The sequence below is a fragment of the Rhizobium sp. WSM4643 genome, assembly GCF_025152745.1.
In the GTDB taxonomy this organism is placed as follows: domain Bacteria; phylum Pseudomonadota; class Alphaproteobacteria; order Rhizobiales; family Rhizobiaceae; genus Rhizobium; species Rhizobium leguminosarum_I.
On record NZ_CP104040.1, the window covers coordinates 1,594,012 to 1,620,852 of the forward strand.

General features: G+C 59.7%; 25 protein-coding genes. 9 read left to right on the top strand and 16 right to left on the bottom strand.

What is annotated here, in order from left to right:
• Positions 1 to 73 precede the first annotated feature (73 nt).
• The 7 genes from N1937_RS08115 to N1937_RS08145 form a co-directional block, all read right to left on the bottom strand.
• Positions 74 to 1,360: an epoxide hydrolase family protein gene (locus tag N1937_RS08115; protein ID WP_260058190.1), complete on the bottom strand. Its 1,287-nt coding sequence runs from the start codon at positions 1,358 to 1,360 to the stop codon at positions 74 to 76.
• A gap of 420 nt (positions 1,361 to 1,780) precedes the next feature.
• Positions 1,781 to 2,449 carry a VOC family protein gene (locus N1937_RS08120; protein ID WP_170258122.1) on the bottom strand — a complete coding sequence of 223 codons (669 nt, stop codon included), beginning with the start codon at positions 2,447 to 2,449 and terminating at the stop codon, positions 1,781 to 1,783.
• 288 nt (positions 2,450 to 2,737) lie between these two features.
• Positions 2,738 to 3,361 carry an isochorismatase family cysteine hydrolase gene (locus tag N1937_RS08125; RefSeq protein WP_222290474.1) on the bottom strand — a complete coding sequence of 208 codons (624 nt, stop codon included), beginning with the start codon at positions 3,359 to 3,361 and terminating at the stop codon, positions 2,738 to 2,740.
• Positions 3,362 to 3,394: 33 nt separating this feature from the next.
• Entirely contained in the window at positions 3,395 to 3,928 is a 534-nt protein-coding gene (locus tag N1937_RS08130) for a hypothetical protein (protein ID WP_162118399.1), read from the bottom strand.
• Positions 3,929 to 4,047: 119 nt separating this feature from the next.
• Positions 4,048 to 5,052: an enoyl-CoA hydratase/isomerase family protein gene (locus N1937_RS08135; protein ID WP_260058193.1), complete on the bottom strand. Its 1,005-nt coding sequence runs from the start codon at positions 5,050 to 5,052 to the stop codon at positions 4,048 to 4,050.
• A 40-nt stretch (positions 5,053 to 5,092) separates the two neighbouring features.
• Positions 5,093 to 5,563, bottom strand: a complete 471-nt coding sequence (locus N1937_RS08140; protein WP_162118401.1) for a RidA family protein — start codon at positions 5,561 to 5,563, stop codon at positions 5,093 to 5,095.
• Positions 5,557 to 6,282, bottom strand: coding sequence for an SDR family NAD(P)-dependent oxidoreductase (locus tag N1937_RS08145; protein WP_170258123.1), 726 nt, complete (start codon positions 6,280 to 6,282; stop codon positions 5,557 to 5,559). The genes N1937_RS08140 and N1937_RS08145 overlap by 7 nt, the downstream gene beginning before the upstream one ends.
• Before the next feature lie 348 nt (positions 6,283 to 6,630).
• On the opposite strand from N1937_RS08145, the gene N1937_RS08150 reads away from it, so the two are divergent.
• Positions 6,631 to 7,137: a YybH family protein gene (locus N1937_RS08150; RefSeq protein ID WP_260058195.1), complete on the top strand. Its 507-nt coding sequence runs from the start codon at positions 6,631 to 6,633 to the stop codon at positions 7,135 to 7,137.
• Between the two features lie 80 nt (positions 7,138 to 7,217).
• Entirely contained in the window at positions 7,218 to 7,922 is a 705-nt protein-coding gene (locus tag N1937_RS08155) for a type 1 glutamine amidotransferase domain-containing protein (RefSeq protein WP_260058197.1), read from the top strand.
• 108 nt (positions 7,923 to 8,030) lie between these two features.
• On the opposite strand, the gene N1937_RS08160 is transcribed toward N1937_RS08155, so the two are convergent.
• Positions 8,031 to 8,822: a phenylalanine 4-monooxygenase gene (locus tag N1937_RS08160; RefSeq protein WP_260058198.1), complete on the bottom strand. Its 792-nt coding sequence runs from the start codon at positions 8,820 to 8,822 to the stop codon at positions 8,031 to 8,033.
• A gap of 123 nt (positions 8,823 to 8,945) precedes the next feature.
• On the opposite strand from N1937_RS08160, the gene N1937_RS08165 reads away from it, so the two are divergent.
• Positions 8,946 to 9,407, top strand: coding sequence for an Lrp/AsnC family transcriptional regulator (locus tag N1937_RS08165; RefSeq protein WP_012757075.1), 462 nt, complete (start codon positions 8,946 to 8,948; stop codon positions 9,405 to 9,407).
• A gap of 53 nt (positions 9,408 to 9,460) precedes the next feature.
• Here the strand turns inward: N1937_RS08165 and N1937_RS08170 are convergent, their stop codons facing one another.
• The gene (locus tag N1937_RS08170; RefSeq protein WP_162118406.1) at positions 9,461 to 9,940 is read right to left on the bottom strand and encodes an Lrp/AsnC family transcriptional regulator; all 480 of its coding nucleotides are present in this window, start codon (positions 9,938 to 9,940) and stop codon (positions 9,461 to 9,463) included.
• A gap of 130 nt (positions 9,941 to 10,070) precedes the next feature.
• On the opposite strand from N1937_RS08170, the gene hppD reads away from it, so the two are divergent.
• From hppD to N1937_RS08195, 5 genes are all read left to right on the top strand, one after another.
• Positions 10,071 to 11,180 (top strand): 4-hydroxyphenylpyruvate dioxygenase, encoded by a 1,110-nt coding sequence (gene hppD / locus N1937_RS08175; RefSeq protein ID WP_260058202.1) that lies wholly within the window; start codon positions 10,071 to 10,073, stop codon positions 11,178 to 11,180.
• Between the two features lie 63 nt (positions 11,181 to 11,243).
• Positions 11,244 to 12,605 carry a homogentisate 1,2-dioxygenase gene (gene hmgA, locus N1937_RS08180; protein WP_260058203.1) on the top strand — a complete coding sequence of 454 codons (1,362 nt, stop codon included), beginning with the start codon at positions 11,244 to 11,246 and terminating at the stop codon, positions 12,603 to 12,605.
• Positions 12,606 to 12,633: 28 nt separating this feature from the next.
• The gene (locus N1937_RS08185) at positions 12,634 to 13,659 is read left to right on the top strand and encodes a fumarylacetoacetate hydrolase family protein (RefSeq protein WP_017963964.1); all 1,026 of its coding nucleotides are present in this window, start codon (positions 12,634 to 12,636) and stop codon (positions 13,657 to 13,659) included.
• Positions 13,656 to 14,288: a maleylacetoacetate isomerase gene (gene maiA / locus N1937_RS08190; protein ID WP_260058205.1), complete on the top strand. Its 633-nt coding sequence runs from the start codon at positions 13,656 to 13,658 to the stop codon at positions 14,286 to 14,288. Before N1937_RS08185 ends, maiA begins: the two co-directional genes overlap by 4 nt.
• Positions 14,289 to 14,644: 356 nt before the next feature.
• The gene (locus N1937_RS08195; protein ID WP_260059077.1) at positions 14,645 to 15,976 is read left to right on the top strand and encodes a hypothetical protein; all 1,332 of its coding nucleotides are present in this window, start codon (positions 14,645 to 14,647) and stop codon (positions 15,974 to 15,976) included.
• A 143-nt stretch (positions 15,977 to 16,119) separates the two neighbouring features.
• Here the strand turns inward: N1937_RS08195 and N1937_RS08200 are convergent, their stop codons facing one another.
• The 7 genes from N1937_RS08200 to N1937_RS08230 all read right to left on the bottom strand — a co-directional run bounded on the left by N1937_RS08200 (position 16,120) and on the right by N1937_RS08230 (position 25,846).
• The gene (locus tag N1937_RS08200; RefSeq protein ID WP_260058206.1) at positions 16,120 to 17,028 is read right to left on the bottom strand and encodes a hypothetical protein; all 909 of its coding nucleotides are present in this window, start codon (positions 17,026 to 17,028) and stop codon (positions 16,120 to 16,122) included.
• A gap of 261 nt (positions 17,029 to 17,289) precedes the next feature.
• A complete protein-coding gene (locus N1937_RS08205) occupies positions 17,290 to 18,057 on the bottom strand; it encodes a DUF1353 domain-containing protein (protein WP_260058207.1) in 768 nt (255 codons plus the stop codon).
• Positions 18,058 to 18,197: 140 nt separating this feature from the next.
• Positions 18,198 to 22,016, bottom strand: a complete 3,819-nt coding sequence (locus N1937_RS08210; protein WP_260058208.1) for a vitamin B12-dependent ribonucleotide reductase — start codon at positions 22,014 to 22,016, stop codon at positions 18,198 to 18,200.
• A gap of 644 nt (positions 22,017 to 22,660) precedes the next feature.
• Positions 22,661 to 23,251, bottom strand: a complete 591-nt coding sequence (locus tag N1937_RS08215; RefSeq protein ID WP_260058209.1) for a hypothetical protein — start codon at positions 23,249 to 23,251, stop codon at positions 22,661 to 22,663.
• A 192-nt stretch (positions 23,252 to 23,443) separates the two neighbouring features.
• Positions 23,444 to 23,938, bottom strand: coding sequence for a xanthine phosphoribosyltransferase (gene gpt / locus N1937_RS08220; RefSeq protein ID WP_260058211.1), 495 nt, complete (start codon positions 23,936 to 23,938; stop codon positions 23,444 to 23,446).
• 179 nt (positions 23,939 to 24,117) lie between these two features.
• Positions 24,118 to 24,960: a universal stress protein gene (locus N1937_RS08225; RefSeq protein ID WP_017963973.1), complete on the bottom strand. Its 843-nt coding sequence runs from the start codon at positions 24,958 to 24,960 to the stop codon at positions 24,118 to 24,120.
• Positions 24,961 to 25,069: 109 nt separating this feature from the next.
• Positions 25,070 to 25,846, bottom strand: a complete 777-nt coding sequence (locus N1937_RS08230) for a competence/damage-inducible protein A (RefSeq protein ID WP_260058214.1) — start codon at positions 25,844 to 25,846, stop codon at positions 25,070 to 25,072.
• Positions 25,847 to 26,178: 332 nt separating this feature from the next.
• On the opposite strand from N1937_RS08230, the gene wrbA reads away from it, so the two are divergent.
• Positions 26,179 to 26,775, top strand: a complete 597-nt coding sequence (gene wrbA / locus N1937_RS08235; RefSeq protein ID WP_017963975.1) for an NAD(P)H:quinone oxidoreductase type IV — start codon at positions 26,179 to 26,181, stop codon at positions 26,773 to 26,775.
• Positions 26,776 to 26,841: the final 66 nt, after the last annotated feature.

The following is a 26,841-nucleotide window of genomic DNA, read 5'->3' on the forward strand; positions in this document are numbered from 1 at the left end:
GCCCACGTCCATGTTCAACACATGGAGCAAGGCCGCCGGAAAACCGGCGACCAGGCACGCGTCTGAAATGCGTTTACGATCTGACTGAACGGAACGCAGTGCGGAGCTCTTCGCAGAACACCGCCGTCTGCTCCCAAGCTGCGAAGTGCCCGCCCTTCGCGAGCCTGTTGTAGTGTATCAGGTTCGGGTAGGCCCGCTCGGTCCAGCTCCGGGGCGCTGCATAGATTTCGTCGGGAAATACGCTGACCGCAACCGGAATCCTAACATTCTTCACAGCGAAGAATTCAAGCTTGTTCTCCCAGTAAAGGCGTGCCGACGAGACGGCCGTGTTCGTGAGCCAGTAGAGTGTGACGTTGTCAAGGATATCCTCTTGTGTCAGGCCTTCCGTCTCGCCGTCGAAGACGCGGGCGATCAGCTCGTAGCTCCTGACGTCGTGATCGATCATCCACGCGGCAAGGCCAACGGGTGAATCCGCGATCCCGACCAAGGTCTGCGGACGGTTTGCCATTTCGATCGCGTAGCCGAGCCCATGCTTGTAGAAGTCATCGAGCTGGTTGTAGGCGTGTTCCTCGTCGCCCGACAGTCCTGCAGGCTTGGTGCCGCCCGGCCGCAGCGCGGCGGCGATGTCGTCCGGAACGGTGGCCGGCATATTGACGTGGATGCCGACCAGTTCCGGCGGGGCGATCAGTGCCATCTGCTCAGTCACGGCGTCGCCCCAGTCGCCGCCCTGAGCGACATATTTCGAGTAGCCGAGGCGTTTCATGAGTTCGATCCAGGCATGCGCGATCCGGATGGGATCCCAGCCCCTTTCGGTCGGCTTTCCGGAAAAGCCGTAGCCCGGAATTGAAGGGATGACGACGTCGAAAGCGTCCGACGCCGAGCCGCCGTGTGCAGTCGGATTGGTAAGGGGCTCGATGATCTTCATCTGCTCGATGATCGACCCCGGCCATCCATGTGTCACTATGATGGGCAAGGCGCCGTCGCGCTTGGCCTTCACATGGATGAAGTGGATGTCCACTCCGTCGATCTTGGTGGTGAACTGGGGCAGGGTGTTCAGCCTGGCTTCCACCTTTCGCCAGTCATAGTCCTTGGCCCAATACCTGGCGAGCTTTTCGATGGTCGCGGACTGAACGCCCTGGGTATTGTCATCGACGATCTCGCGCTCCGGAAAGCGCGTTGCTTCGATGCGGCGACGGAGATCGTCGAGTTGGGCATCGGTTGCCTTGTATGTGAAGGGACGAATTTCCTCTCCACCGGCCTTGGCTAGGGCGATCGAGGCTGGAAGGATGCTGAGCGCGCCCGCGGCCGCGGCGGTTGCCAAAAGAGTGCGGCGAGTGACTGGGGATGAGATGGATGACATGGGGGTCTCCTGGGTTCGGAATTTCGACGCGCCAAAGCTCTCATGTGCGGAAGTGAGGTTCTATTGCACCAAGGTGTTGCCGATACCATTGGATCGGTTCCGAATACGGATGGCAAAAAGGGCCTTTGGAGCGTGTCGAACAGGCCGACATTGGGAGCAACGAGGCTCGTTGATGTCGTCATCAAAGCGGGCATCTCTCGCTCGTCCGGTCGGCTAAAATTCGAGCGAACTGGGCGAGGCCGCGCCCGATGTTCCATTGGAAGGGGGAGTTCGAACATGGCAAAAGAAAAGGCCGCCATCATCGCAGATGGCGGCCCCAATCCAGGTTCGATCGCAACAGTTGCTGCGGCCTTGCTCTCAGCAGCCGGAAGCACTCTTCGAACGCTCCCATGGCACATGTCGGCAGTACAAAATGAGCCATCAGTCGGGCAACGGCCGTCCTGAGCGCTCGGCGATCATGTACTGCGCATACCAGTCCGGCCAGTTCTCATCATGATTGCCGCCGGTGCGCTTCTCGTGTTCGCCGTGGGCAGCCGCGGCACGGCGCAAGGCGCTTGCAAGGTCGCTCTCCGATGAGAATGCCGCGCCGGTGGCGTCGATGCGCCCTGGCAGCCTGGCCGTCACCTCCTGGAAGAGCCAGCCGTTTCCATCGGGATCGCTGAACGATGCGAAAGATGAGTAGCTCCCGCGAGTTGGATGCGGTCCGGCAAGACGACCCTCGTCGTCCTGATGATGGAAAACGCCGCCGACATCATGAAAGACACCGCTCATCGCGGCACCTCGGGCGGCCAGCGCCGCGTGAGCCATCTCGATGTCGGAAACGATCAGATGAAGGCCTTGCGCGGAACCCGGCTTGGCGGAGGTGACGCCGCTGCCGAAGATCACCGAGCACGGCGAGCCAGGCGGCGTCACCTGAACCACCCGGAACCCGCTCGCGCCGGAAACGTCGGCGTCCAGCCTCCAGCCAAGCCCGGTGTAGAAGGCCTTTGCGCTATCGACGTCGGAAACCGGAATAACCACGACTTCGAGCTTCATGTCGACGTCATGCACCTTCTCTGCGGCAGTCCTGTTGGGTTCCTGGATGGACATTTTCAATTCTCCCGTAATGAGCGTGATGGGCATTGCCCTTGACGCAGCGAACGATGCGTCAGCCCAGTGCGGCCGTCCATTGTCCCATGGTGTCGGTTCGATCGTTGCTGCGATAATCGGCGATGGTCGATGAAGGCCGTGCCGAACGCCTGTGATGTCCGCACGCAAGAAACGCCTTCGTTTGTCCGACAGAACAGACCAAGCGCCTTTGTTCACACTTAAGGCGTGCGCTCGCCCTCGGCGGAGTGTGTCCGCAGAGGGCCGCTTTGGCGCCGCGCGACGTGCCTGTCACGCTGCAAGCGCTTCAACAACATCGCTCGTATTCACGATGGCGCTGGCGTAGTTGGGCATGTTGATTTCCAACGCCGCGTGCATCATTTCGTGCGAGTAGTCGGCAACGGCGTCCCTTACCACCGTGACGTCGTAGCCGAGTTCGGCGGCAAAGCGGACAGTGGCTTCGATGCAGGTGTGAGCGACCAGCCCGATGACGATGATCCTCTCGATGCCGTGTCGCTTCAGCTGCAAATCGAGATCGGTGTTGGCAAATCCGCTTGAACACCAGTGCTCCGAGGCGACGATCTCGCCTTTGGCCGGAACGAACTCGGCACGGAATTCTCCGCCCCAGGTCCCTAGCTCGAAACTTTTACGGTGCCACGCAGCGCGCTGGATCGGCGCCACGAATTTCCAGTTCTCATAATCGCCTTCCCGGTACCGGTGATGCATGGCGAAAAAGATGCGAAGCTTCGCAGCACGCGCTGCGGACAGGACCTGCTGCATGTGTGGCACGCAGTTGTTCGCTTCCGCCACGTCCTTGATCCGAGGCCAGATCTTTCCGCCCTCGGAAATGAAGTCATTGTAGGGGTCGACGACCACGAGGCCGGTATTATTTGGATCATATGATAGAGGTTTCATGGTGCTCTCCGTGCGGCAACTGGATTTAGGTGATCAGTCGTTGCGAAGCGCGGCGCGCTCTATGCTTGCGGCGAAAAGCGGCGTCTCGCCCTTGTTATGGGCAATGGACATCGGCTGGCGTTGCGTCCGGAAGATGTCGAATGGAATCCCCTGGCGGTCGAGGAAGGCAAGCATCTCGTCAGTAGCGTAGGACCTGACGCGGTTGGTGAACTCGCATTTCGCGTCGTCGAGCCTCTTGGCGCTTAGTTCCCAGGTCACATGGATGGTTGTACGTCCCGACGGTGTGAACACGTCCGAGTCGGAGTCGAGGATCAGATGATCCCTCTCGCCGAGCGTCTCGACATAATGCTGGACCATCAGACTGCCGCCGATGGTCTCGACATTGATCGACATCCGTCTGCCGTCCGGCGTCGTGGTGAAGCCAGCCGTGATGTGGGCTGGAGAGCAACCCTGATAGTCCTTCTCGGATAAGGCGAAGCACCATTGAGGAATGTCGATCTTCTCGATCGGGGCATTGATGATGGCGGAAAAGCTTGAATCGACGATCTGGTTCTCAACGCTGCGCATGTCATTTCTCCGTTGTTCATGGTGATGTGCAGGCTCGCGAGCCAAGGCCTGCGATGCCCGTGAAGTGGATTCTGTGGCATCACAGGGACACCGTTACCGAATATTGCGGTCTCTTCAGCCTACTTGTCGGCCAAAGTCTGCGTGTAATGGCCGAGCCTGGACTCGACGTCGGGGTTCGTCTGCAGGCCCATCTCCATCAACCTGCCGATGTTCTTTTGCGCGATGGGGCGCTGGACCGAAGAAATGAAGGCGTCCCAGCCGGCACCGATTTCCGGGTCGGTCGGCAGGCTGGCGAAATCGACCAGCCGTTTCGTATCCGCGATGGCTCCCCGGTCAAATCCAGAGATGCGCGCTGCAAGCGAGTTGACGAAGGGATCGAGCTTGTCGTCTGCGAACGAGCGGTTCACGTAACCATACTGCTCGGCCAGTTCGCCGTTGATGTCGTCGGATCCGAGCAGGACTTCAAGCGCGCGCCCTCGGCCCATCAGCCTGGGAAGCCGTGCCATGGGGCCGCCGCCCGGGACGAAGCCGGCGCCGACCTCCCATTGTGATAGAATGGCCTTTTCCCGGCTCGCAAAGCGCATGTCGCTTGCCAGGGCGAGCTCGCTTCCGACCCCGGTGGCGCGCCCACGGATCAAAGCGATCGATACGACCGGCGCCTTGCTCAATCGCACCAGCATGTCGGGAAGCGGATGAAGGCCGGTGCGCCCTGAGGGAAGGCTCGTCGACTCCTCCAGAGGCGGCGTGAAATTGTAATGGGTCAGAAAAAAGCCCGGCACGTCGCTGTCGAACACGACGACCCTGAGTTTCGGATCGGTCTCGATGTCGGCGATAACCTTCTCGAGCTGCGGAATGGTCTCCGGACCGAATATATTGAACGGAGGGTTGTCGAATGTCACCCGCCAATAGGCAGGCGTCCGCCTGTCCACTTTGATCTGGGATTTGTGTGGTGTTTCGGACCCGGGCTTTGATTGTAGCGTGCTGTCCGGCTTGAGTGGCGACTGGCCGGAGAGCGCAAGCGCCGGCAGCATCAGGACTGCCGAGGCTGTCAGAAACGTGGATGACGCGGCGACGACGGCGAGAGCGCGTCGGGGCCGCAACCTTTTCGATGATGTGAGTGTCATGATTGTCTCCATGTCTGGGCTTGGTCAGCGAATTCCTCCGCTAGGGCTCAATTTCAAGAATGAGTTCGATTTCGACGGGCATTCCGAGCGGGATGCTGGTGACGCCGAGAACGATACGCGGCGGAATCCTTTCCGCTCCGAAGATGTCGAGCAGAAGCTCGGAGGCGCCGTCTGCCACCTTCGGATGTTCGCGGAACGCGTGGGATGTCGCGATATAGACGCCGAGCTTGGAAATACGACGAACCGAGTTCAACGATCCCAGGTGCGACCTCGCGGCCGCGATGCCGCTGAGGCAGGCGGTGCGCGCGGCATCATAGCCTTGAAGGGTCGATAGCTCCTCGCCGACCCGCCCGAAGTAGACGGGATCGTGGCCAATCACCGGAAGCATGCCGCTCAGGAACAGCAGCGGCCCTGACTGGATCGCCTCGACATAGGCGCCGAAAGGCGTCGGCGGGGGAGGCAGCACGATCCCCAGTTCCTGCAGGCGCCCCTCCGGGTCGCGGCCTACCATTTTCCCAAATGTGCGCCGTTGTCGACGTGCAGCACCTCCCCAGTGATATTCGCTGACTCGGTCAGATACACGACGCCGTCGACGATCTCCTGGACGGCCGTGATCGTTCCCATCGGCGAAAGCGATTTGAGATAATCTTTTGGGTTCGTCGCATGCAGCGGCGTATCGACCACACCCGGCGACACCGCATTGACCCGGATGTTATCTCTGGCAAATTCCAGCGCCAGGCTCTTGGTGATGGCATTGAGGCCGCCTTTCGTGATCATCGGCACGGACGCCGTCACGCCGGCGATCGGATGATCCGTCAACGACGACGTGATGGTGACGACGCTTCCTCCCGACTTCTGACGAAGCATCTGCCTGACAGCGGACTTGGTGAAGTGAAGGAAGCCTTCGACGTTGGTCGCTGTGAGGCGCCGAAAGTCATCGATCGTGTAGTCGAGGAAAGGCTTGGTGACGAAGATGCCGGCGTTATTGACCAGCGCGTCGATCGACCCGAACCGCTCGACGGCCCGCTGCGCCACACGCTCGGCGGTCTCCGGATCGGCGACATCGCCGTCGATCAACGCCAGCCTGTCATTGCGCTCCAACGCGCTCGTCTCGCTGATGCGTCTCGACGTCCCGACGACATTGTATCCCTTATCGAGGAAGGTCTTCACGAGGCCGGCGCCGATCCCTTGGGATGCGCCGGTGATCACCACTGTCTTGTGCAGGCTCATTTTCGCCTCCGTTACTGGGCGCATCGATCAGCCGCCCACCACCAATGGCCGGGCGCTGCCTCGATCGCGAGTTGTGTGCTGATCCGGCCTTCAGCCGGGAACGGTTTCGACGTCTCCGTTGCCGTTCTGCCAGGAGCATCTCGCCAAAAACGGTCGCCGCCTATTGTACCAAGGTGTCGCCGATACCTTTGGGTGGGATGGCGAGACCGAGCGCTGATCACCGGAGGAAACCGACTCCGCGCGTTGACGACACCATCGTCTAATGGAATCCGCTTTTTTCTTTCCGCATCCTCAGCAAGCCAGCCCAGGCCGGCGCTCCTTTGAAACCAAACGGAAAGAGGTTCTGACATGCAGAGGCATCTTCGAGAGATAACGGGAAACGAGGCGAAGACCGGCGACGGTTCTCTAGACGCGCTCATAGAGTTCTACAGGGCGTTCAACGCTGCCGACATGAGGGCGCTGGAAGCCGTCTGGGTCGAGGGCGAAGCTCCGAGCATGGACAATCCCATCGGCGGAATCCGACACGGCTGGGGCGCGATTGCCGAGGGGTATTCCAGGCTCTTTCAAGGTCAGGCGAAGGTGCAGGTGGTATTCCACGACTTCACGAGCCAGGGCGGAGAAGACTGGCACCTCTTTGTCGGCCGAGAAAGAGGCCGATGCGACACACCCGAGGAGGGGCTCGATGTCGCCTTTCGCACGACACGCTGGTTCGTTCGAAGGAACGACGTCTGGCGGCAACTCCACCACCACGGTTCGGTCGAAGACCCCAAGATGCTTGCCGACTACCAACGCTTGATTTTTGGGGGCAGGGCGAAGGGAAGCCAATACCAAAGTATCGCCGATACCAAGGTGTAACTGTTGTACGAGCGGAAACTTGCCATACTTCTCCTCACGCAGCCGGTTCTGACTGCGGTCGAACAAGAAGGAGTCGACAGATGAAGATCCTGATGGTGTTTACGTCCCATGACATTCTTGGCAGCACCGGCCGAAAGACGGGCTTCTGGCTCGAAGAAGGAGCTGCACCCTACTATGTCTTTCGCGATGCCGGCGTTGAACTCGTCCTCGCCTCGCCCAAAGCCGGTCAGCCGCCGGTCGATCCGAAGAGCGATCTGCCGGAAAACCAGACGGAGGCGATGACTCGCTTCAAGCAGGACGCAGCGGCGCAGAAGGATTTCGCCAACACCTTGAAGCTGGCGGACATGCGCTCGGAGGACTTCGACGCGGTATTCTATCCGGGCGGCCACGGACCGATGTGGGATCTGGTCGACAACCCGGATTCGATCTGCCTGATCGAGTCCTTCTATAATTCCGGTAAGCCGGTTGCCGCCGTCTGCCATGCACCTGGGGTGCTGCATCGGGTGACATATAACGGCGCGCCGATCGTCAAAGGTAAACGCGTCACAGGGTTTGCGAACAGCGAAGAGGAAGAGGTTCAACTCACCGACGTTGTGCCGTTCCTGGTCGAAGATGAATTGAAGCGGCTCGGCGGACTCTATGAAAAAGCGCCGAACTGGCAGAGCTTCGCCATTACGGACGGCCGGTTGATCACCGGACAGAACCCGGCTTCTTCGACTGCCGGGGCGCAGGCCCTGGTCAAACTACTCGCCAAGCAGTCTACGGCCGGTTCGAATGCTGCGTGAGTGACGACTGAGGTGGCCAGGCTGACAAATTCAGGTCGTGGTCGCAAGCCCTTTGATTTGCGACCACGAAACGCTTCTTATGTAGGGATCCCGGCCTATCATCCGAACTCACGACGCTTTGGCTTCAAAAGCGGGGGCGAAATCACCCAGCGATTTTGCCTTGAGGACGGTGGCCTCGATATCCTGCTCCACGATCGCTTCAAGATCGGCGAAGCCGTCGATTACATAATAGATCGGCTGGAGGATATCGATCCGGTAGGGCGTCCGGAGCACGCTCAGCAGATCGAACGGCCGGAATTCGCATGCCTTGCCGTCCATGGCCGCCTTCGCTTCGCTAGGAGATGAGACGATGCCTGCGCCGAAGCAGCGGCGGCCCTGCGGCGTGTTGATCAGGCCGAATTCGACGGTGAACCAGAAGATGCGGAACAGATGCCAGGAACAGCCCTTGCCGAGGCGGACGGCCGTTTCCCCAAAATGCCGGACGAAATTGGCATAGCTCTGGTTGGTCAGCATGGGGCAGTGGCCGAAAACCTCGTGGAACAGGTCCGGTTCCTCGATATAGTCGATATGCTCGCGACGGCGCAGGAAGGTTGCGAGCGGGAATTTGCCTTGCGACAGAAGCTCATAAAAGCGCGAGGGCGGAATGAGCGCCGGCACGCCTTCGACGCCGAAGCCGGTGGTCTCGTTTAGGCGCCTGTTCACGTCGAGAAGCTGAGGCACCTTGTCGGGCTTCAGCCCCAGCATTTTGACGCCGTCCAGATATTCGCGGCAGGCGGTATCGGAAAGCAGCGTCATTTGACGCCGGTAGAGTTCGCCCCAGATCGCATCTTCATCCGGTGTGTAGTCATACAAACCGTCCGGGCCGGGCAGTTTGGCGGTGTAGCTGCTTTCCTTGGTCATGCGCTGATCCTCCTATGCACGGCGCTATTGCTGCCATTATGATCCGAGTTTGGAGGATTTTCTTTCCTTTCATGCTGGCTATCGCCATAATGGTGGCAAATATTCCCGAACGAGGTGCAGAAAATGAAAGAACCTGGGAATTTTCGCCGCAAGCTTCTGCAACTCGTCCAGGCCGACGGCAGCCTGTCGCTGGCCGACCTGGCGGAAAAGGCCGGCATGTCGCAGAGTTCGGCCTGGCGGAAGATCCAGGAGCTGGAGGCCGACGGCGTCATCCGCAAGCGGGTGACGCTGCTCGATCCTGGAAAACTCGATCTCAAACTCTGCGTCATCGCGCATGTGACGCTGGAGGATCACCACGAAGAGGCGGTCGCCTCTTTCGCTTCGATGGTGCTGGAGCGGCCGGAGATCATGGAGTGCTACGCCTTGTCCGGCGCCTTCGACTACATGCTGAAGATAAGGGCAAGCGATGTGGAAAGCTACGAAGCCTTCATGACCCGCTATCTCATGCGCAACCCGCATGTGCGCACGGTGGTCTCGAGCTTCGTGCTGCGCGAGCTGAAATTCTCGACCGAACTGCCGCTCTGATTTAGATATTTACGCAGGGCGATGCCGTCGACATCAATTTCGTGTTGTCGCCATCAATGTCCCGGCATCAGCACCGGAAAGCCCTCGAATGTCTTCAGCGTGTCGAGCACGATCGATGTCTTCACGTGCTGCACCGACTCGTGCGGCAACAGCACGTCGTTGACGAATTTCGAGAGGTCGGCGAGGCCGCGGGTCGCCACCGTCAGGTGATAATCCATTTCACCGGTCAGCGCATAGGCCTCAAGAACTTCCGGCAGTCCATTGATCAGCTGCGAAAATCGGCGGGCATTGTCTCTGTTGTGGGTCGCAAGCGTCACGGAAATGACCACCAGCATATCGAGTCCCAGCCTCTGCCGATCAAGGTAGGCGCGGTAGCTGCGGATATATCCTTCAGCCTCCAATCTTGTGCGCCGGCGCGAGCATTGCGACGGTGAAAGCGCAATCCGCTCTCCTAGCTCGTTGTTCGTCAGCCTGCCGTCCTTTTGAAGTTCCTGAAGCAGGCGCAGGTCCAATCTGTCGAGCGGTTCATCCATTGCGCGAAATCCCAAAAACACTCACGGATCGTGCAGAATATCTTCCTGGAGCATGAAGAATGCAAGAACTTTGCACGCGTTTTGGGCCACACTTTGCATATCAAATGCCATCTCCTCTGGAGGAAAGAAAATGGGTCCTTTCCCGCATGATGCGCCGCCCTCGGAAATCACCGCCGACAATCCGGCCGGCACCGACGGCTTCGAATTTGTCGAATTCGCCCATCCCGAGCCCGAGACGCTGCGCGAGCTCTTCACACGCATGGGCTACGTTGCCGTTGCCAAACACAAGACGAAAGACATCACCGTCTGGCGACAGGGTGACATCAACTATATCCTGAACGCCGAACCCGACAGTCATGCCGCGCGTTTCGTCGCAAATCATGGTCCCTGCGCCCCATCGATGGCCTGGCGTGTCGTCGACGCCCAGCACGCTTTCGACCATGCGGTGTCAAAGGGCGCCGTTCCCTATGACGGGCACGACAAGACGCTCGACGTCCCGGCGATCGTCGGCATCGGCGGCTCGCTGCTCTATTTCGTCGGGACCCATGGTGCCAAGGGATCGGCTTACGAGGCCGAGTTCGATTGGCTCGGCGAGCGCAACCCGCATCCTGAAGGCATCGGCTTCTATTATCTCGACCATCTGACGCACAACGTCTTCCGCGGCAACATGGACAAGTGGTGGGATTTTTACCGCAACCTGTTCAATTTCAAGCAGATCCACTTCTTCGATATCGATGGCCGCATCACCGGTCTGGTGAGCCGCGCCATCACCTCGCCCTGTGGCAAAATCCGCATTCCGCTGAATGAATCGAAGGACGACACCAGCCAGATCGAGGAATATCTGAGGAAGTACAAGGGCGAGGGCATCCAGCACATCGCCGTTGGAACGGAGGACATTTACGACGCCACCGACAGGCTGGCCGACAACGGCCTGCGCTTCATGCCGGGTCCTCCGGAGACCTATTACGACATGTCCTATGAACGCGTGAACGGCCATAGTGAACCTGTCGAGCGCATGAAGAAACACGGCATCTTGATCGATGGCGAAGGTGTGGTGAATGGCGGTATGACGAAAATCCTGCTGCAGATTTTCTCCAAGACGGTCATCGGCCCGATCTTCTTCGAATTCATCCAGCGCAAAGGCGACGAAGGCTTCGGTGAAGGCAATTTCCGGGCTCTTTTCGAGTCGATCGAGGCCGATCAGATCAAGCGTGGTGTCATCGGGACCGCAGCGGAGTAAACTCTAAAGCGTTGCGCGCCTTGTCAGACGTGCAGCGCTGCGGGTTGTCGGGGAGGAGTGAGCATGGACCAGACATCGATCCAGACGTCGGATGGTGAGGCCGCGGCGGCAAACACGCTGAAATATATGCCGGGGTTCGGCAATGACTTCGAAACCGAGTCGCTCCCCGGCGCCTTGCCGCAGGGCCAGAACAGCCCGCAGAAATGCAACTATGGTCTCTATGCCGAGCAGCTTTCCGGCTCGCCGTTTACCGCGCCGCGCGGGACCAACGAAAGGTCCTGGCTTTACCGCATCCGCCCGAGCGTGCGTCACACCCGCCGCTTCTCCAACGCGTCCTATCCGCTTTGGAAAACCGCGCCGTGTCTCGACGAACATTCGCTCCCGCTCGGCCAGCTTCGCTGGGATCCCATTCCCGCACCCGCGGAGAGACTGACATTCCTCGAAGGGGTGCGGACCATCACGACGGCAGGCGATGCCACCACCCAAGTCGGCATGTCAGCCCATGCCTATGTCTTCAATGAGGACATGGTCGACGACTACTTCTTCAATGCCGATGGTGAATTGCTGATCGTGCCGCAGCTCGGCGCCATCAGAGTGTTCACCGAAATGGGCATCATGGATGTCGAGCCCCTGGAAATATGCCTCATCCCGCGCGGCATGATGTTCAAGATTTTGAAGGGCGGCGAGCAGACTGTCTGGCGTGGCTATATCTGCGAGAACTACGGCGCGAAATTCACTCTACCGGACCGCGGACCGATCGGCGCCAACTGCCTGGCAAACCCGCGCGATTTCAAGACACCTGTCGCCGCGTTCGAGGACAAGGAAACGCCCTGCCGCGTGCATGTGAAGTGGTGCGGAAAATTCTATGTCACGGATATCGGCCATTCGCCGCTGGATGTGGTGGCCTGGCACGGCAACTACGCCCCGTTCAAATACGACCTGCGGACATTTTCTCCAGTCGGCGCGATCCGCTTCGATCATCCCGATCCGTCGATCTTTTCGGTTCTGACCGCGCCGACCGAAGATGCGGGCACCGCGAATGTCGATTTCGTGATTTTTCCGCCGCGCTGGCTGGTCGCCGAACACACCTTCCGTCCGCCCTGGTACCATCGCAACATCATGAGCGAGTTCATGGGCCTGATCCATGGCCAGTATGACGCCAAGGAGGAGGGCTTCGTGCCGGGCGGCATGAGCCTGCACAACATGATGCTTCCCCACGGGCCGGACGCGCTCGCCTTCGAAAAGGCATCCAATACCGAGCTCAAACCCGTGAAACTCGATCACACCATGGCCTTCATGTTCGAGACCCGGTACCCGCAGCAACTGACGAAATATGCAGCCGAGCTCGAAACGCTGCAGGATAATTACCTGGAATGCTGGGATGGCCTGCAACGCAAGTTCGACGGAACGCCCGGTATCAAGTGAAGTCATCCTCCGGCACGGGATTTCGGACATGAAGCTTGCGACGTTAAAAGACTCCACGCGGGACGGCCGGCTGGTCGTCGTTTCCCGCGACCTGACCCGCTGTTCCGAAGTCGGCCACATCGCCCGCACATTGCAGGCGGCACTCGACGACTGGGAGCATGTGGCTCCGAGACTCCAGCTCATTGCCGAAGGCGTCGAGACCGGCGCCCAGCCGACGATCCGGTTTCACGAACATGACGCTACGTCACCTTTGCCGCGGGCCTATCAATGGGCCGATGGCTCCGCTTACGTCAACCATGTCGAGCTGGTGCGCAAGGCGCGCGGCGCCGAGATGCCGGCGAGCTTCTGGACCGATCCGCTGATCTATCAGGGCGGGTCAGACGCTTTCCTTGCGCCGCGCGACCCGATTCTGGCGGCTGACGAGGCTTACGGGATCGACATGGAGGGCGAGGTCGCCGTCATCACCGGCGACGTTGCAATGGGTTCCAGCCCGGAAGCGGCGCTCGACGCCATCCGGCTGGTGATGCTTGTCAACGACGTGTCGCTGCGCGGTCTGATCCCGGGCGAACTGGCCAAGGGATTCGGTTTCTTCCAGTCGAAGCCGGCATCGGCATTTTCTCCGGTCGCGGTAACGCCGGACGAGCTCGGAGATGCCTGGAACGGTGGCAAGCTGCATCTTCCGCTGCTCGTCAGCCTGAACGGCAAGCCGTTCGGCAAAGCCGACGCTGGCATCGACATGACGTTCGATTTTGGCCAACTGGTCGCCCATGCCGCCAAAACCCGTAACCTCCTGGCCGGAACGATTATCGGCTCGGGAACAGTGTCCAACAAGCTCGACGGCGGCCCGGGCAAGCCGGTGGAAGAGGGAGGAAACGGCTACTCCTGCATTGCCGAAATCAGGATGATCGAGACGATCGAGAGCGGATCGCCGAAGACCGGCTTCATGAAGTTCGGGGATCAGGTCCGCATCGAGATGAAGGATCATGCCGGCCATTCGATCTTCGGGGCGATCGAGCAGACGGTCGAAAAATACCAAAGGGCCGACCCGCAATGAACGAGGTCGTCCTATACGACTACTGGCGATCATCGGCGAGCTATCGCGTCCGCATCGCGCTCAATCTCCTGGGCGTCGATTATCAGACAGTGTCCATCAACATGTTGGAGGGCGCGCACAGGACGCCGGACTATCTGGCCCTCAACCCGCAGGGGCTGGTGCCGACATTGGTGATCGACGGAAAAACACTGACGCAGTCGCTGGCGATCGTCGAATATCTCGCCGAGACCCGGCCGGAATGTGGATTGCTGCCATCGGATATTGCCGATCGCCAGAAAGTCCGCGCCCTTGCCTATGCGATCGCTATGGACATCCATCCGATCTGCAACCTGCATGTCGTGTCGCATCTGATGAGCATGACGGATAAGCCCGATGCCCGCGAGGAATGGATGAAACATTTCATCTCCGACGGACTGGGGAAACTGGAAGCGATGATCGGCGAAGCCGATGGCGCGTTCAGCTTTGGGGACGCGCCGACGATGGCCGACCTCTGTCTCGTTCCCCAGGTCTACAACGCCCGCCGCTGGGGAGTGGAGTTGACCGCTTTCAAGCGCATCGTCGACATCGATAGCAAATGCGCCGAACTGCCGGCCTTCCAGGTGGCGCATCCTGACCGCGTCAGACCGTAGCGGCAGACCAGCCGGGACAAAATCCGAAGACTCACTGCCTTTCCTGCAACTCTCGCATCAATTGCCGGCACGTATCGGATCGCGTGGACGGTGGCCTCACGATCGCGGCGAGGAACCGCCGTTTACCTTGTATCATCACTTCTGATTGTGCCGCTTGCCAGAAGATTGGTCCTTGTGCATTGATTATATGCTGTTGGGGTAGGTCTGAAATGTTCTCGTCAAAGCTGTCGATCTTCAACTCGTGATGGACACGGGTTTGGTCGCATTGAAAGCTGACGGTCTCATCGCAAGAATTCGATGATCGCCCGGCAATAGGTGGGCAAGATATGCTGCGAGTGACGACGGGAGAGATACACGTGCTCGAAGGCTGGAGAAGAATGCGGAAATCCGTCTCGTTCATATCGATGCTGCTGGCGTTCGTCGCCCTTGCCGCGGAGGCACATGCGGCCATTTCCTACCAACGTCTGGACGGCGCGCCGGGAGAGCGCGCCCTGGCGATAAAAGGCGTGTTCGAGAGTTCCGACGATCCGATGACGCTTGTCGACGAATATACGCAGTACCAGCCGAACTATGTCACCTTTGACTCGCCCGGCGGAAACGTGGTCGCCGCGATCAGGTTCGGTCGGGCCCTCCGCCTGCTGAATGCAAGAACGTTCCAGATCAGAGCCGCCGAGTGCGCATCGGCTTGCGCCTTCGCCTTCGTCGGTGGCGTTGAAAGGTTTGCCGAGCCGGGCTCCATCGGCGTGCATCGGGTTTCGTTATCCGAAGATGCCGGCATGGACAACAAATTGGTAGTCTCGTCGGTTCAATCGCTGACCGGCGAGATCATCGGATATCTCACCGATATGGGGGTAAGCCCCAATCTGCTGCAGCTCAGCCTGTCGATCGACAGCACCGATATACGGTATCTCACCGCTGCCGAAATGCGGGACTGGAACATCATCACGCCCGAGAACATGCCCTCGCCACCGGCAAGCACGTCACCACAGCCGGACGCCGCGCCAGAGCTGAGCGCAACACCCGCCATCATGCCATCGGACCCAAGCGCTTCCGAGGAGGCCACCGCATCCGCACCCGGCGACCTGACCACGGAGGCGCTTGATTTCGCCAACCGATACAATGACGAATGGTCGAAAGACAGTGCCTCGGCGTTGGCCTTTATGAAGGGCGTCTATGCCGACGAGGTCTCCTTCTTCGGGACCTTGGTCGACAAAGACGTCATCTTAAAGGACAAGGCGGCCTTCGCCCAACGCTGGCCGGAGCGCATATACAGCGTCAAACCCGGCTCCGTGACTGCCAGCTGCGCCGGAAAATGCGAAATGTCGGGAATTGTCGAGTGGTTTGCCGGAAACAGGGACACGGGTAAGACGTCCTCCGGGATGGCGGAATTCTCTTTCGTGTGGAACACGGCCTCTCTGCAGATCGAGTCCGAGACCGGAAAGGTGCTCGCCACCGACAAGGGGGCCAAGGCACCGGATCGGTTGATTACTCAGTGGATAGGACTGGACGACATCTGCCGCGGCAGCACAGATCGCTACGGCATCGAGACGGAGCGGGCCTGCAAACGGCGCGATCAGATCGGTCCGCTGCTCAATCGCGCGGACTGGTGTTATGGCCATGAGGAAGAAGCCGGAATGGACTGGAAATGGCACAAATGCGACGCCAACTCCCGTAGGTATGGAGATTAAGGATCGCCGGTCCGCAGACGAGGTGCGGCAATTGTCTGGGCGAGGCGGTCATCGCGGTGACCGTCGTAAAGCGACGGCGCTCTAACACTTTCAATCGACACGTCCTGCTTTCCGAAAATCGATTCCGATTTCGGGCCGATGCGTTAGCAGCCGTCAAGCACCTTGATCCTCGAGACCAGGGTCTTGCCGAACACGTAGGTGGTCTGGACATCGGCGCGACCCTCGCAGCGACGGCCGTCACTGGTGACGTATTGGTACGAAACCCTGACATCATCATTGCCGCGTAGCGCCGTGCCTGTGAGTTTGAGCGGCTGCGACATCGCGCCGAAGAAGGCGTGGATCGACGCTTCGTTGAAGGGGCCTTGGCCACGCTTTTCCGGAATGACCAGCGCCGAGGCGGTTTCACCATCGGCTGCGGCGAGCGCGGAGTAGAAGGCCGTCACCGTACCCATCGGATCGTGCGGAAACGTCTTGCCCGCTTCGGACGCCGGATCAGGTCCGTCCTCGTCAATCGCGTCGTAAGTGATGCCCACGGTCTGCGCCTTGGCGGCCGTCAGCCACGCGATGCCTTCAGGTGGTGCCGACGTCACGTAGGCGATGGCAGTCTCGGACAATCCCAACTGGTTGAGATAAGCTCCGACCAGCGCATTGGCGACGCCGCTCTCGCTGGCCTTGCCGTCCACTACGCGATAGGCGGCATGGAAGCCGATATTGGATTCAGGTTGAAGAAACCGGGGCGACCCGGCAAGCCAGGTGAGGGCGCAAGCTGACGCACACAAGGTCCCCGGCGGGGTGGCCGTCGCAAAGCCTCGAAGGCGGATGGCACGCCCGATCTCGATCCCGGCTTTGAGATCCCCGCCCTCGCTGTTCAGAAAAACAAGGGCCTTGCTGGAGGCCGTGGCCAGGTTTCTGAAGATGATTTCGTCACCGTCATTCAAGACGCCCGTGACGGAGATCAGGTCCGTATCATTCTCCAACGGCTGTCGCGTGATCTCTGCCGCAGACAGAGGAAATGCACATAGAAACAGCAACCCAGCAACGATGTAACGCATCGATTCCCCCGCGTTCGTGATCGCTATTCAACATTGCGACGAATGTTCTTGCAAGCCTGGGCTGACCACCGAGGTACGTGACCACCTGCGGGAGATTGGCGTCGTGCCGTCAGCGTAATCGCCCCCGAGGCGGGAGAAAGATGCTGCAATACAAGAAGCGCGCTCCATACGGGCTGTAGGTGTCGATGATTGCTCCCTGGCTCTAGTGGTTGCCCATACCTATCGCTGAGCGTGGCGCGTCATCGAGGATACGTTGGCATTTCAAAATGCTACTCTGCCGACCTCGACAGCGTGCGACGGGCGTCGCAGTGAGCTGGCGGCTCCTGCGATGTTTAGGTTGCGTCTCTTCGCCTCGTCGGTCGTTGATCCTGCGAGGAACCTCTCGATCTCACGCAGATGCTTTGGCTTGACGGCGTCATCCTCGCATTGGCCATGGTGCCCCTTCCAGATATTCGCGGCGATTGGGCTGTTCACTGCCTCGGTGATCGCCTGTTTCGCAACGTCGTTCTCGGAAACGAGGTTTTTCGTCATCAAGGTGTGGATCGCTTCGCCAAGAACGACGGCCGAATCGTGGAAGTTGATATGCTCGACCGCAGTGTAGATTGGATCTCGTCGTCCGTCATCGAGGCAATGGTGCGCGGTGAAAATCCAATCATGGATCATGTAGGCAGGTGCATAGCCCCACGGATTGAAGCCCTTGAACGGCTGAACGATCTTTGGCACGGAGCCGCCGTCGGTGTACATGACGCTTGGAACGATTGGAGCTGAATTGACGCCTGGGCGACGAAACGTCAACGGGGCATGAGGGTCGGGCACGAATACGAATTTCCCGTCACCGGCCCTGTCGCCTTCTCCGACCCACATGACGATCAACGTTCCAGAGAAGGTGCCAGGCTGCAGATCGCCAAAATCGATGGTCGTGCAGCTCGCAAGCACGGACGCCATTGATGCGGCGATTAGCATTACCGACCTCTTTCGTCGGCTTGGCCTTCGGCCAATCGAGTTTGCAATCCCAGCCAGGTTCGCCATCAGTGAGTCGTTTCCCCTCTCACGTTGACAATTTCCAGGCACCTTGAGTGCCTGGAAAATCTGCGTTTTTATATGCCTGTTGGGCTTGGTCAGTTCTTGCTTTGGTTTTTCACTCCAGAACTAAAGAGCAACAAGCCTACTCAGCTGCACCCGCTCGTCGCACCGCACGTATCGCACTTCTCGCAAGTCCCATTCCGCACCATCGTAAAGTTCTGGCACTCCGAGCACATGTTGCCGGTATAGCCCTGCATGATCGAGCGCTGGCGGCGTTCGGCTTCCCGCTTCTTGGCCTCCGATTTCGCCGTTGCCGCGTCCGCTGCCGCCTTGTCGGAGAACAGGGCCGTTGCGTCGCTGGTGAGTTCTTCGGTCACCTCCTCGGCGATTTCTTCCGCCAATTCCTTGGCGCGCTCCTCGTAATCGCGCTTGAAGGCGACGATTTCGGAGTTGGCGATGGCAACCGTCGGCTCCAGCTTGCGGGCAGCCGCGCCTGCAAAGGCAGTCACGGTGCCGGTGGAAGCGGCGCGGGCAGGGGCGGCGGTGGCCGCACCCTTGGGCTCGGCCGCCGCCTGGCGTTCGCCGCCGGTGCCGGGCACCAGCGTCGGCTTGTAGCCGCGGGTCCAGCCGGTGGAGAGCAGGTTGGTCTTGCCTTCCTGGATGCCCTTGCCAAGCGCGGTGTTCGAGAAATCAGACGTATCGACATGCGCAAGGTCATGGCGGCCGAGATAGGAGACGGCAAGTTCGCGGAAGACATAGTCGAGGATCGAGGTGGCGTTCTTGATCGCGTCATTGCCGATGACCATGCCGGCCGGCTCGAACTTGGTGAAGGTGAAGGCCTCGACATATTCCTCGAGCGGCACGCCATATTGCAGGCCGAGCGAGATGGCGATGGCGAAATTGTTCATCATCGCGCGGAAGGCAGCACCCTCCTTGTGCATGTCGATGAAGATCTCGCCGAGGCGACCGTCGCCGAATTCGCCGGTGCGCAGATAGACCTTATGTCCGCCGACGGCGGCCTTCTGGGTATAGCCCTGGCGGCGGTTCGGCAGCTTCTCGCGTTCGCGCGAAACTCGCTCGATCACCCGCTCGATGATCTTTTCGGTGATGGTGACGGCCTGGGCGGCCAGCGGCGCCTGCAGCAGTTCCTCCAGCGCATCCTCGTCGTCCTCGTCTTCGATCAGCGAGGAATTGAGCGGCTGCGACAGCTTTGAGCCATCGCGATAGAGCGCGTTGGCCTTGAGGCCAAGCTTCCAGGAGAGCATGTAGGCGTTCTTGCAATCCTCGACGGTCGCCTCGTTCGGCATGTTGATCGTCTTGGAAATCGCACCCGAGATGAAGGGCTGGGCCGCCGCCATCATGCGGATGTGGCTTTCCACCGAGAGGTAGCGCTTGCCGATCTTCCCGCAGGGATTGGCGCAATCGAAGACCGGCAGATGTTCATTCTTGAGGAAGGGCGCGCCTTCCAGCGTCATCGCGCCGCAGACATGGATGTTGGCGGCTTCGATGTCCTTCTTCGAAAAGCCGATATGGTCGAGCAGGCTGAAGCTCATGTCGGCCAGCTGTTCGTCGGAAACCTTCAGCGTCTCCTTGAGGAAGTCGGCGCCGAGCGTCCACTGGTTGAAGACGAACTTGATGTCAAAGGCACTCTTCAGCGCGGCGTTGACGGCTTCCACCTTCTCGTCGGTGAAGCCCTTGCTCTTCAACGATGGCGGATTGATCGCCGGTGCCTGGTTCAGGTTGCCGTGGCCGACGGCATAGGCCTCGATCTCGGCGATCTGGCTTTCCGAATAGCCGAGCGTGCGCAGCGCGTCGGGTACGGCACGGTTGATGATCTTGAAGTAGCCGCCGCCGGCGAGCTTCTTGAACTTGACGAGGGCGAAGTCGGGCTCGATGCCTGTCGTGTCGCAATCCATGACGAGACCGATCGTGCCTGTGGGCGCGATGACCGAGACCTGGGCATTGCGGTAGCCATGCTGTTCACCGAGCTCGAGCGCCTTGTCCCAGGCCGATTTGGCGTGGGCGACAAGATCCTGGTCCGGGTTTTCCGAATGGATCAGCGCGACCGGGTTGATCGACAGCGCTTCATAGCCGGAGCTCTCGCCATGCGCCGCACGGCGATGGTTGCGAATGACCTTGAGCATGCTCTCGCGGTTCGGCGCGAAGTTCGGGAACGGGCCGAGCTCGGCAGCCATTTCGGCCGAGGTCGCATAGCAGATGCCGGTCATGATCGCGGTCAGCGAGCCTGCGATGGCGCGGGCTTCTGCGGAGTCATAGGGAATGCCCGACGACATCAGCAGGCCGCCGATATTGGCGTAGCCGAGGCCGAGCGTGCGGTATTCGTAGGAGAGTTCGGCAATGCGCTTCGACGGGAACTGCGCCATCATCACCGAGACTTCGAGCACGACGGTCCACAGGCGAACCGCATGTTCGTAATCGGCGATGTTGATGCGCTTGGTGGCCTTGTCCTTGAACTGCAGCAGGTTCAGCGAGGCAAGGTTGCAGGCGGTGTCGTCGAGGAACATGTATTCCGAGCACGGGTTCGAGCCGCGGATCGGGCCGCCGGCCGGCGAGGTGTGCCAGTCGTTCATCGTCGTGTTGAAATGGATGCCCGGATCGGCCGAAGCCCAGGCGGCGTAGGAAATAGTTTCCCAGAGATCGCGGGCCTTCAGCGTCTTCATCACCCTGCCGTCCTTGCGGGCGGTCAGGTGCCATTCGCCATCATTTTCGACGGCGCGCAGGAAGTCGTCCTTGATCGAGACGGAGTTGTTGGAGTTCTGGCCGGAGACCGTGAGGTAGGCTTCCGAATCCCAATCGGTGTCATAGGTCTTGAATTGGAGATCCTTGTAGCCCTGGCGGGCAAACTGAATGACGCGCTGGACGTAGTTCTCGGGAACCTGATCCTTCTTGGCGGCGCGGATTTCGCGCTTCAGGGCAGGGTTCTTGTTGGGGTCGTAGCAATCGCCATTATCGCCGCCTTCGCAATTGAAGCAGGCCTTCATGATCGCCTTCAAATGCCTGGCGACGACCTTCGAGCCGGTGACGAGCGCTGCAACCTTCTGCTCTTCCTTGACCTTCCAGTTGATGTATTCCTCGATATCGGGATGGTCGATATCGACGACTACCATCTTGGCGGCGCGGCGCGTCGTGCCGCCCGATTTGATGGCGCCGGCGGCGCGGTCGCCGATCTTCAGGAAGCTCATCAAGCCGGAGGAGCGGCCGCCGCCGGAAAGCTTTTCGCCTTCGCCGCGCAGCATCGAGAAGTTGGAGCCGGTGCCGGAGCCATATTTGAACAGGCGCGCCTCACGCACCCAGAGATCCATGATGCCGCCTTCGTTGACGAGATCGTCCTCGACCGACTGGATGAAGCAGGCATGCGGCTGCGGGTGTTCGTAGGCCGACTTGGATTTGGTCAGCTTGCCGGTGAAGGGGTCGACGTAGAAATGGCCCTGGCCGGGACCGTCGATGCCATAGGCCCAGTGCAGGCCGGTGTTGAACCACTGCGGCGAGTTCGGGGCGACGCGCTGGGTGGCGAGCATATAGGCAAGCTCGTCCTTGAAGGCCGAGGCATCTTCCTCGGAGGAGAAATAGCCGCCCTTCCAGCCCCAATAGGTCCAGGTGCCGGCAAGACGGTCGAAGACCTGGCGCGCATCGATTTCGGAGCCGGTCTGCTCATCCTTCGGCAGGGTCTTCAGCGCAGCATCGTCGGGAACGGAGCGCCACAGGAAGGAAGGAACATCGTTTTCCTCGACCTTCTTCAGCCGGGTGGGAACGCCGGCCTTGCGGAAATACTTCTGCGCCAGCACGTCGGTCGCGACCTGGGAGAACTGCGCGGGAACGTCGATGTTCTCGAGGCGGAACACGATCGAACCGTCAGGGTTCTTGATCTCGCTCGTCGCCTTGCGGAATTCGATATCCGCATAGGCGCCTTGGCCGGCCTTCGTGAAACGACGTTCGATGCGCATAGTCTTGACCTCGCGTTGGCGCCCGGTCCCCGCGACCTCGGCGCAAAATTCCTATCCGGCGGCACTTTGTCGTCGCGCAGCCAGTCTCGTTTCCGTATTGTGACAGGGTGTCATCCGGAGATGTCCTTCCTGTATCTTGTGGTAATGGTGGCTGCAAACGCTAAATATAGTATTAACAGCTTATTATCGCCAGTCCCGATGTCACTTTTTTTGGAGGCTGAAAATCGCACAGAAATCCTGTCAGGCCCGAACCGGTTCCGGTCGATCGCCCTGATTCCGCGTCCTAATTTTCAAAAGGGAACCGGGCTCGTTACCTCCGGTCCTGTCGCCGCCGCAACATCAGGATCAGTAAAGTTTGAAACAGCTGATTCCGTCAAGGGCTGGCTTTTAATTGATTGCTAACCACAACATGTTGTGGATGCGCCTGTGGAGATTGGGGAAAGCCGGGGAGCGCTGATATTACAATGGCTTGCAGGCGTTGCCGGCTAAGGAAAACCTCTGAATGGCAAAAAACAGTCCTGCGGCAAATCTTATGATGGCATTTCCGGCGCAAATGAGCATGCCGATTCGCCGGTGAAATCAGCGCTCTTGTTCTTAGTCATGTCGTTGTCGCAAACCGCTGCACAGTTTTGCGCGACACGCTTTTAAAGCGCATCGATGGCGATGGTGACGATGGCGACGCCGATCGGCCTATTCTCTTCGTCCATGACGACAAAGCTCGCCTGCGTCTCGAGATTCTGGGTGGATTCATTGCGTTCCGCCCGGTCGATGAAGATCTCGCGGGAACCGTTAGCGAAGGTTTGGAGATATTTCTCCTCGTCGCCCTGCCAGAAGTCGGCGGTGATGGTGCTCTGCCCGACATTCAGCCCGTGGCTGTCGGTGACGAAAAATTCGATGATCACCCCTTGCGAGGCGTCCTGCTCGGCTTTGAGGTAATGCGATATGGATTTATCGAGCAGCAGCTTGACCATCTGCAGGTGGTGCTGATCGACCTCCGACCGGTAGGTCTCGTCCAGAACCCGCATATCCATTTCGCTGACATCGCCGAATTTCGCGTTTTGCTCGGCAATAGCTTTCAGCACCAAGGGCGTTTCCACCATCGGCCGGATCCGCTTCTCGACGTAATCGCGCACGAGGGGAACATAGGCAGGCTCAGCGCGGACGGGCGCCAGCGGCAACAGAAAGGCCGCCAGCCCGACGATCACAGCCGCTCTTATATGCCCCCGTCGAGCCATCGTGCTTCCCTATACGCATTGTTCGCTGCACGCTTTGGGCGCAACCCGACACGATTCGCATCCGTCGAGTTTATGAGCAAAAGATAAAATAGATGTGCAGATCCCGATAGCGGATTCTGAAAACCTCGCCGACAAAATCTGGAACAATTTCAAGTGGTAAATGCGATGGTTGCGCGCTTTGATCAGTGGCGATCAGCCCGCGCCCTTGGCGATCGGCTCCTGATAGGTGAAGCCCATGTCCCAGGGGAAATAGATCCAGGTATCCTGGCTTACCTCGGTGATAAAGGTGTCGACCGTCGGCACGCCCTTCGGCTTGGCGTAGACGCAGGCGAAATGTGCTCTCGGCAGCATGGCGCGCACCTGTGCGGCGGTCTTGCCGGTATCGGTCAGATCGTCAACGACGAGCACGCTTTCGCCGCCATTTTCCATAAGTTCGGGTGCTATTCCCTTGAGCAGCACCATGTCGCCCTGGTTCACATAGTCATGATAGGAAGCGACGCAGACGGTCTCGATCAGCCGGATATTCAGTTCGCGCGAAATGATCGCAGCCGGAACCAGGCCGCCGCGGGTAATGCAGACGATCGCCTTGAATGTTTGATCAAGACCGGCAAGCCGCCAGGCAAGGGCGCGCGCATCGCGGTGGAACTGATCCCAGGAAACGGGAAAGGCTTTATCGGGAAGGGACATCGGGCTGCTCCGCGGCATGAAAAAACGACACGCCGTTTGTCGGCGACCGGACGGGCTTGAAGCGGCGATCGGCAAAACGCAAACCGCGCAGCCGGAACTGCGCGAGATGGGCCGAGCTCGAAGCTGTCATCGGTCGCCGCAATTAGCGGGATTTGCCGGCAAAAGGCAAGAGCAGCCAATCAACGTGACAGCAGGGTCAGCGCCGTCATCGATTGCAGCAGGGTCTTGGTCGTGCCGCCGAAGATCATCTGCCAGAGCCAGGAATGGGTATAGGCGCCCATGACGAGAAGATCGATGCTGCTGTCCGAAAGCCGGTTCTCGATGACATGCGATGCGCTCTTGTCCGCACTTTGTGCCGTCGAAAGCGTCGTCTTCACGCCATGACGTGCCAACGTCGCGGCGATGTCGGCGCCAGCCGTCAGCGGCGATTGCAGCGCCGTGTCGGCCGGATCGACCGAAAAGATCTCCACCTCGTCGGCGGCTTTGAGGATAGGCAGCGCGTCGAAGGTCGCGCGCGCCGCCTCCTTCGAACCGTTCCAGGCGATCAGCACGCGCTTGATCGGCTTCGGCTGGCGGATGATATAGGGGATCATCAGCACCGGCCGGCCGCTTTCGAAGAGAAAGCTGTCGACGTCGACGTGGCTGTCGGAAGGTCTGGCCGGGTCGGCCTGTGAGGCGATCAACAGGTCGGCGCTGCGGGCACTTTCGATCAGCGGCGCGGAGCCGTATCCGGTGGATGTGGCAAAGCTGCGCCACTCGGAGGAGGAGCCTGATGCCTCCGCTTTCGCCCTGAAGATGCGCTCAACCGCAATCGTTTCGCTGTGCGCCATGTCCTGCAGCGCCTGCACGGCGACGGGATCGGGGATCTCCATCGGTGCCACCAGCGGTACGGCGGAGATGATTTCGGCATGCAGGCCGATCACATGGGCGCCGCTCTGAGCAGCAATGGCAAAGGCGAAATCGGCAACCGCAGCACTATTGTCTGATGTATCGAGAATGGCGAGAATGGTTTTGTAAGACATGTCAATTCTCCTTGCGCTGAAATGGCGTGCGCGAGGGAAGGAATGCGCCGAGCCGTTCTCCTGTTCCTTGATAGGGATCAAGGATGGCCTTTGAGTTCCGGCGTTTCCCTCATGCCTCCGCGGAATGGTTTTCGGCGATGTCCTTCTTTTGGCGGATGGCGTCGATCATCGCCTGCACCTCGGCGCCGGCTGCATCGATTGCCGCCTGCGAGCGGCCGCGTACGACGATCTCCGTCGAGAATTTCTGGCCGATATAGCGCGGGTAGGAACCGATGCTGGTTTCCGGATGTGCTTTCTGAATAGCGGTCAAGGGCGTGCCGATCTCGCCTTCGCCGTAAGGGCAGGCGATGGCGAGCGAGAGCACCGGCGTGCCGGTTCGAAGCGTCGGCAGCACATTGTCGACCATCGCCTGGAAGACCTGCGGCACGCCGGCCATGACATGGACGTTGCCAATGATGAAGCCGGGCGCGGTCGAGACCGGATTGGCGATATGCACAGCCCCGCGCGGCATGCGCGCCATGCGCTGGCGCGCCTCGGTGAATTCCATCTCTCGGCGTCGGTACATCTCGGCAAGCAGTGTCATTGCCGTCTCGTCATATTCGCAGGGCACGCCGAAAGCCTTGGAGATGGCATCGGCAGTGATGTCGTCATGCGTCGGCCCGATACCGCCCGAGGTGAAGACGTAATCATATTTGCGGCGAAGCGCGTTCAGCGCCTCGACAATCGCCTCCTCGTCGTCGGCGACGATGCGCACCTCCTTGAGGTCGATGCCGGAAAGTGTCAGCAAATCGGCGAGGTGGCCGATATTTTTATCCTTGGTGCGGCCGGAAAGAAGTTCGTCGCCGATGGCGAGCATGGCGGCGGTGACGACGATGTCTTGGCTCATGGGGTGTTCCGTGATCTGAGGCTGGTGAATAGGTAGTGCCGTTCGGCCGCTTTGCAAACAGTCAGAGCATGATGCCGAAAAGTGCAAGCGGTTTTCGGACGACATCATGCTCTCACTATTGATTGCGAAGAGCATTCGGATTTTAGGCCGAGCCAGCCTGAAATCTGAATGCTGTTCGGCGCATACGTTCGTTTTTGCTGAAATGAAAACGCAAGTGAATTTTCGTCTACGGATGTTGAACACTGAGTTCTTCAAGGCATGGCTGTGTTCCGAAACTGGCGCTGATAGAACTCCCTCAGGAAATTCAACCAATGCTCCAAGGGAGATTGAAGATGGCGAAGGTTCTTGTCCTTTATTATTCGGCTTACGGCCATATCGAAACCATGGCCTATGCCGTTGCCGAAGGCGCGAAGTCGGCCGGTGCCGACGTCACCGTCAAGCGCGTTCCGGAACTGGTTCCGGAAGATGTCGCCAAAGCTTCCTACTACAAGGTCGACCAGGCGGCTCCGATCGCCACCGTCGACGAGCTGGCCGATTATGATGCGATCATCGTCGGTGCCGGCACCCGCTTCGGCACGGTCGCCTCGCAGATGCGCAATTTCTGGGATCAGACGGGTGGCCTCTGGTTCGCCGGCAAACTCGTCGGCAAGCTCGGTTCGGTCTTCACCTCTTCGGCAACCCAGCACGGCGGCCAGGAGACGACCATCCTCGGCTTCATCCCCACCTTCCTGCACCAAGGCATGGTTGTTGCAGGGTTGCCTTATGCCTTCCAGGGCCAGATGGGCACCGAGGAAGTCAAGGGCGGCTCGCCTTACGGCGCCTCCACCATCACCAATAGCGACGGCTCGCGCCAGCCTTCCGAGATCGAGCTGGAAGGCGCGAAATACCAGGGCGCCCACATCGCCAAGCTTGCTGCCAAGCTCGCCTGATCTTTGACGCTGAAATGATAAAGGCGCGGCAGGCGTGAGCTCGCCGCGTCCTTTCCGTTTCTCCCG

Bases quoted from the DNA above. Each gene is read 5' to 3' on its own strand.
- hppD (WP_260058202.1), top strand. From the start codon at position 10,071: ATGGGTCCTTTCCCGCATGATGCGCCGCCCTCGGAAATCACCGCCGAC.
- N1937_RS08155 (WP_260058197.1), top strand. From the start codon at position 7,218: ATGAAGATCCTGATGGTGTTTACGTCCCATGACATTCTTGGCAGCACC.
- N1937_RS08135 (WP_260058193.1), bottom strand. From the start codon at position 5,052: ATGACACTCACATCATCGAAAAGGTTGCGGCCCCGACGCGCTCTCGCC.
- N1937_RS08130 (WP_162118399.1), bottom strand. From the start codon at position 3,928: ATGCGCAGCGTTGAGAACCAGATCGTCGATTCAAGCTTTTCCGCCATC.
- N1937_RS08115 (WP_260058190.1), bottom strand. From the start codon at position 1,360: ATGTCATCCATCTCATCCCCAGTCACTCGCCGCACTCTTTTGGCAACC.
- gpt (WP_260058211.1), bottom strand. From the start codon at position 23,938: ATGTCCCTTCCCGATAAAGCCTTTCCCGTTTCCTGGGATCAGTTCCAC.
- N1937_RS08225 (WP_017963973.1), bottom strand. From the start codon at position 24,960: ATGTCTTACAAAACCATTCTCGCCATTCTCGATACATCAGACAATAGT.
- N1937_RS08200 (WP_260058206.1), bottom strand. From the start codon at position 17,028: ATGCGTTACATCGTTGCTGGGTTGCTGTTTCTATGTGCATTTCCTCTG.
- N1937_RS08150 (WP_260058195.1), top strand. From the start codon at position 6,631: ATGCAGAGGCATCTTCGAGAGATAACGGGAAACGAGGCGAAGACCGGC.
- N1937_RS08230 (WP_260058214.1), bottom strand. From the start codon at position 25,846: ATGAGCCAAGACATCGTCGTCACCGCCGCCATGCTCGCCATCGGCGAC.
- N1937_RS08205 (WP_260058207.1), bottom strand. From the start codon at position 18,057: ATGGCGAACCTGGCTGGGATTGCAAACTCGATTGGCCGAAGGCCAAGC.
- N1937_RS08170 (WP_162118406.1), bottom strand. From the start codon at position 9,940: ATGGATGAACCGCTCGACAGATTGGACCTGCGCCTGCTTCAGGAACTT.
- N1937_RS08165 (WP_012757075.1), top strand. From the start codon at position 8,946: ATGAAAGAACCTGGGAATTTTCGCCGCAAGCTTCTGCAACTCGTCCAG.
- N1937_RS08120 (WP_170258122.1), bottom strand. From the start codon at position 2,449: ATGTCCATCCAGGAACCCAACAGGACTGCCGCAGAGAAGGTGCATGAC.
- N1937_RS08140 (WP_162118401.1), bottom strand. From the start codon at position 5,563: ATGGTAGGCCGCGACCCGGAGGGGCGCCTGCAGGAACTGGGGATCGTG.
- N1937_RS08185 (WP_017963964.1), top strand. From the start codon at position 12,634: ATGAAGCTTGCGACGTTAAAAGACTCCACGCGGGACGGCCGGCTGGTC.
- N1937_RS08145 (WP_170258123.1), bottom strand. From the start codon at position 6,282: ATGAGCCTGCACAAGACAGTGGTGATCACCGGCGCATCCCAAGGGATC.
- N1937_RS08210 (WP_260058208.1), bottom strand. From the start codon at position 22,016: ATGCGCATCGAACGTCGTTTCACGAAGGCCGGCCAAGGCGCCTATGCG.
- wrbA (WP_017963975.1), top strand. From the start codon at position 26,179: ATGGCGAAGGTTCTTGTCCTTTATTATTCGGCTTACGGCCATATCGAA.
- N1937_RS08160 (WP_260058198.1), bottom strand. From the start codon at position 8,822: ATGACCAAGGAAAGCAGCTACACCGCCAAACTGCCCGGCCCGGACGGT.
- N1937_RS08215 (WP_260058209.1), bottom strand. From the start codon at position 23,251: ATGGCTCGACGGGGGCATATAAGAGCGGCTGTGATCGTCGGGCTGGCG.
- hmgA (WP_260058203.1), top strand. From the start codon at position 11,244: ATGGACCAGACATCGATCCAGACGTCGGATGGTGAGGCCGCGGCGGCA.
- N1937_RS08125 (WP_222290474.1), bottom strand. From the start codon at position 3,361: ATGAAACCTCTATCATATGATCCAAATAATACCGGCCTCGTGGTCGTC.
- maiA (WP_260058205.1), top strand. From the start codon at position 13,656: ATGAACGAGGTCGTCCTATACGACTACTGGCGATCATCGGCGAGCTAT.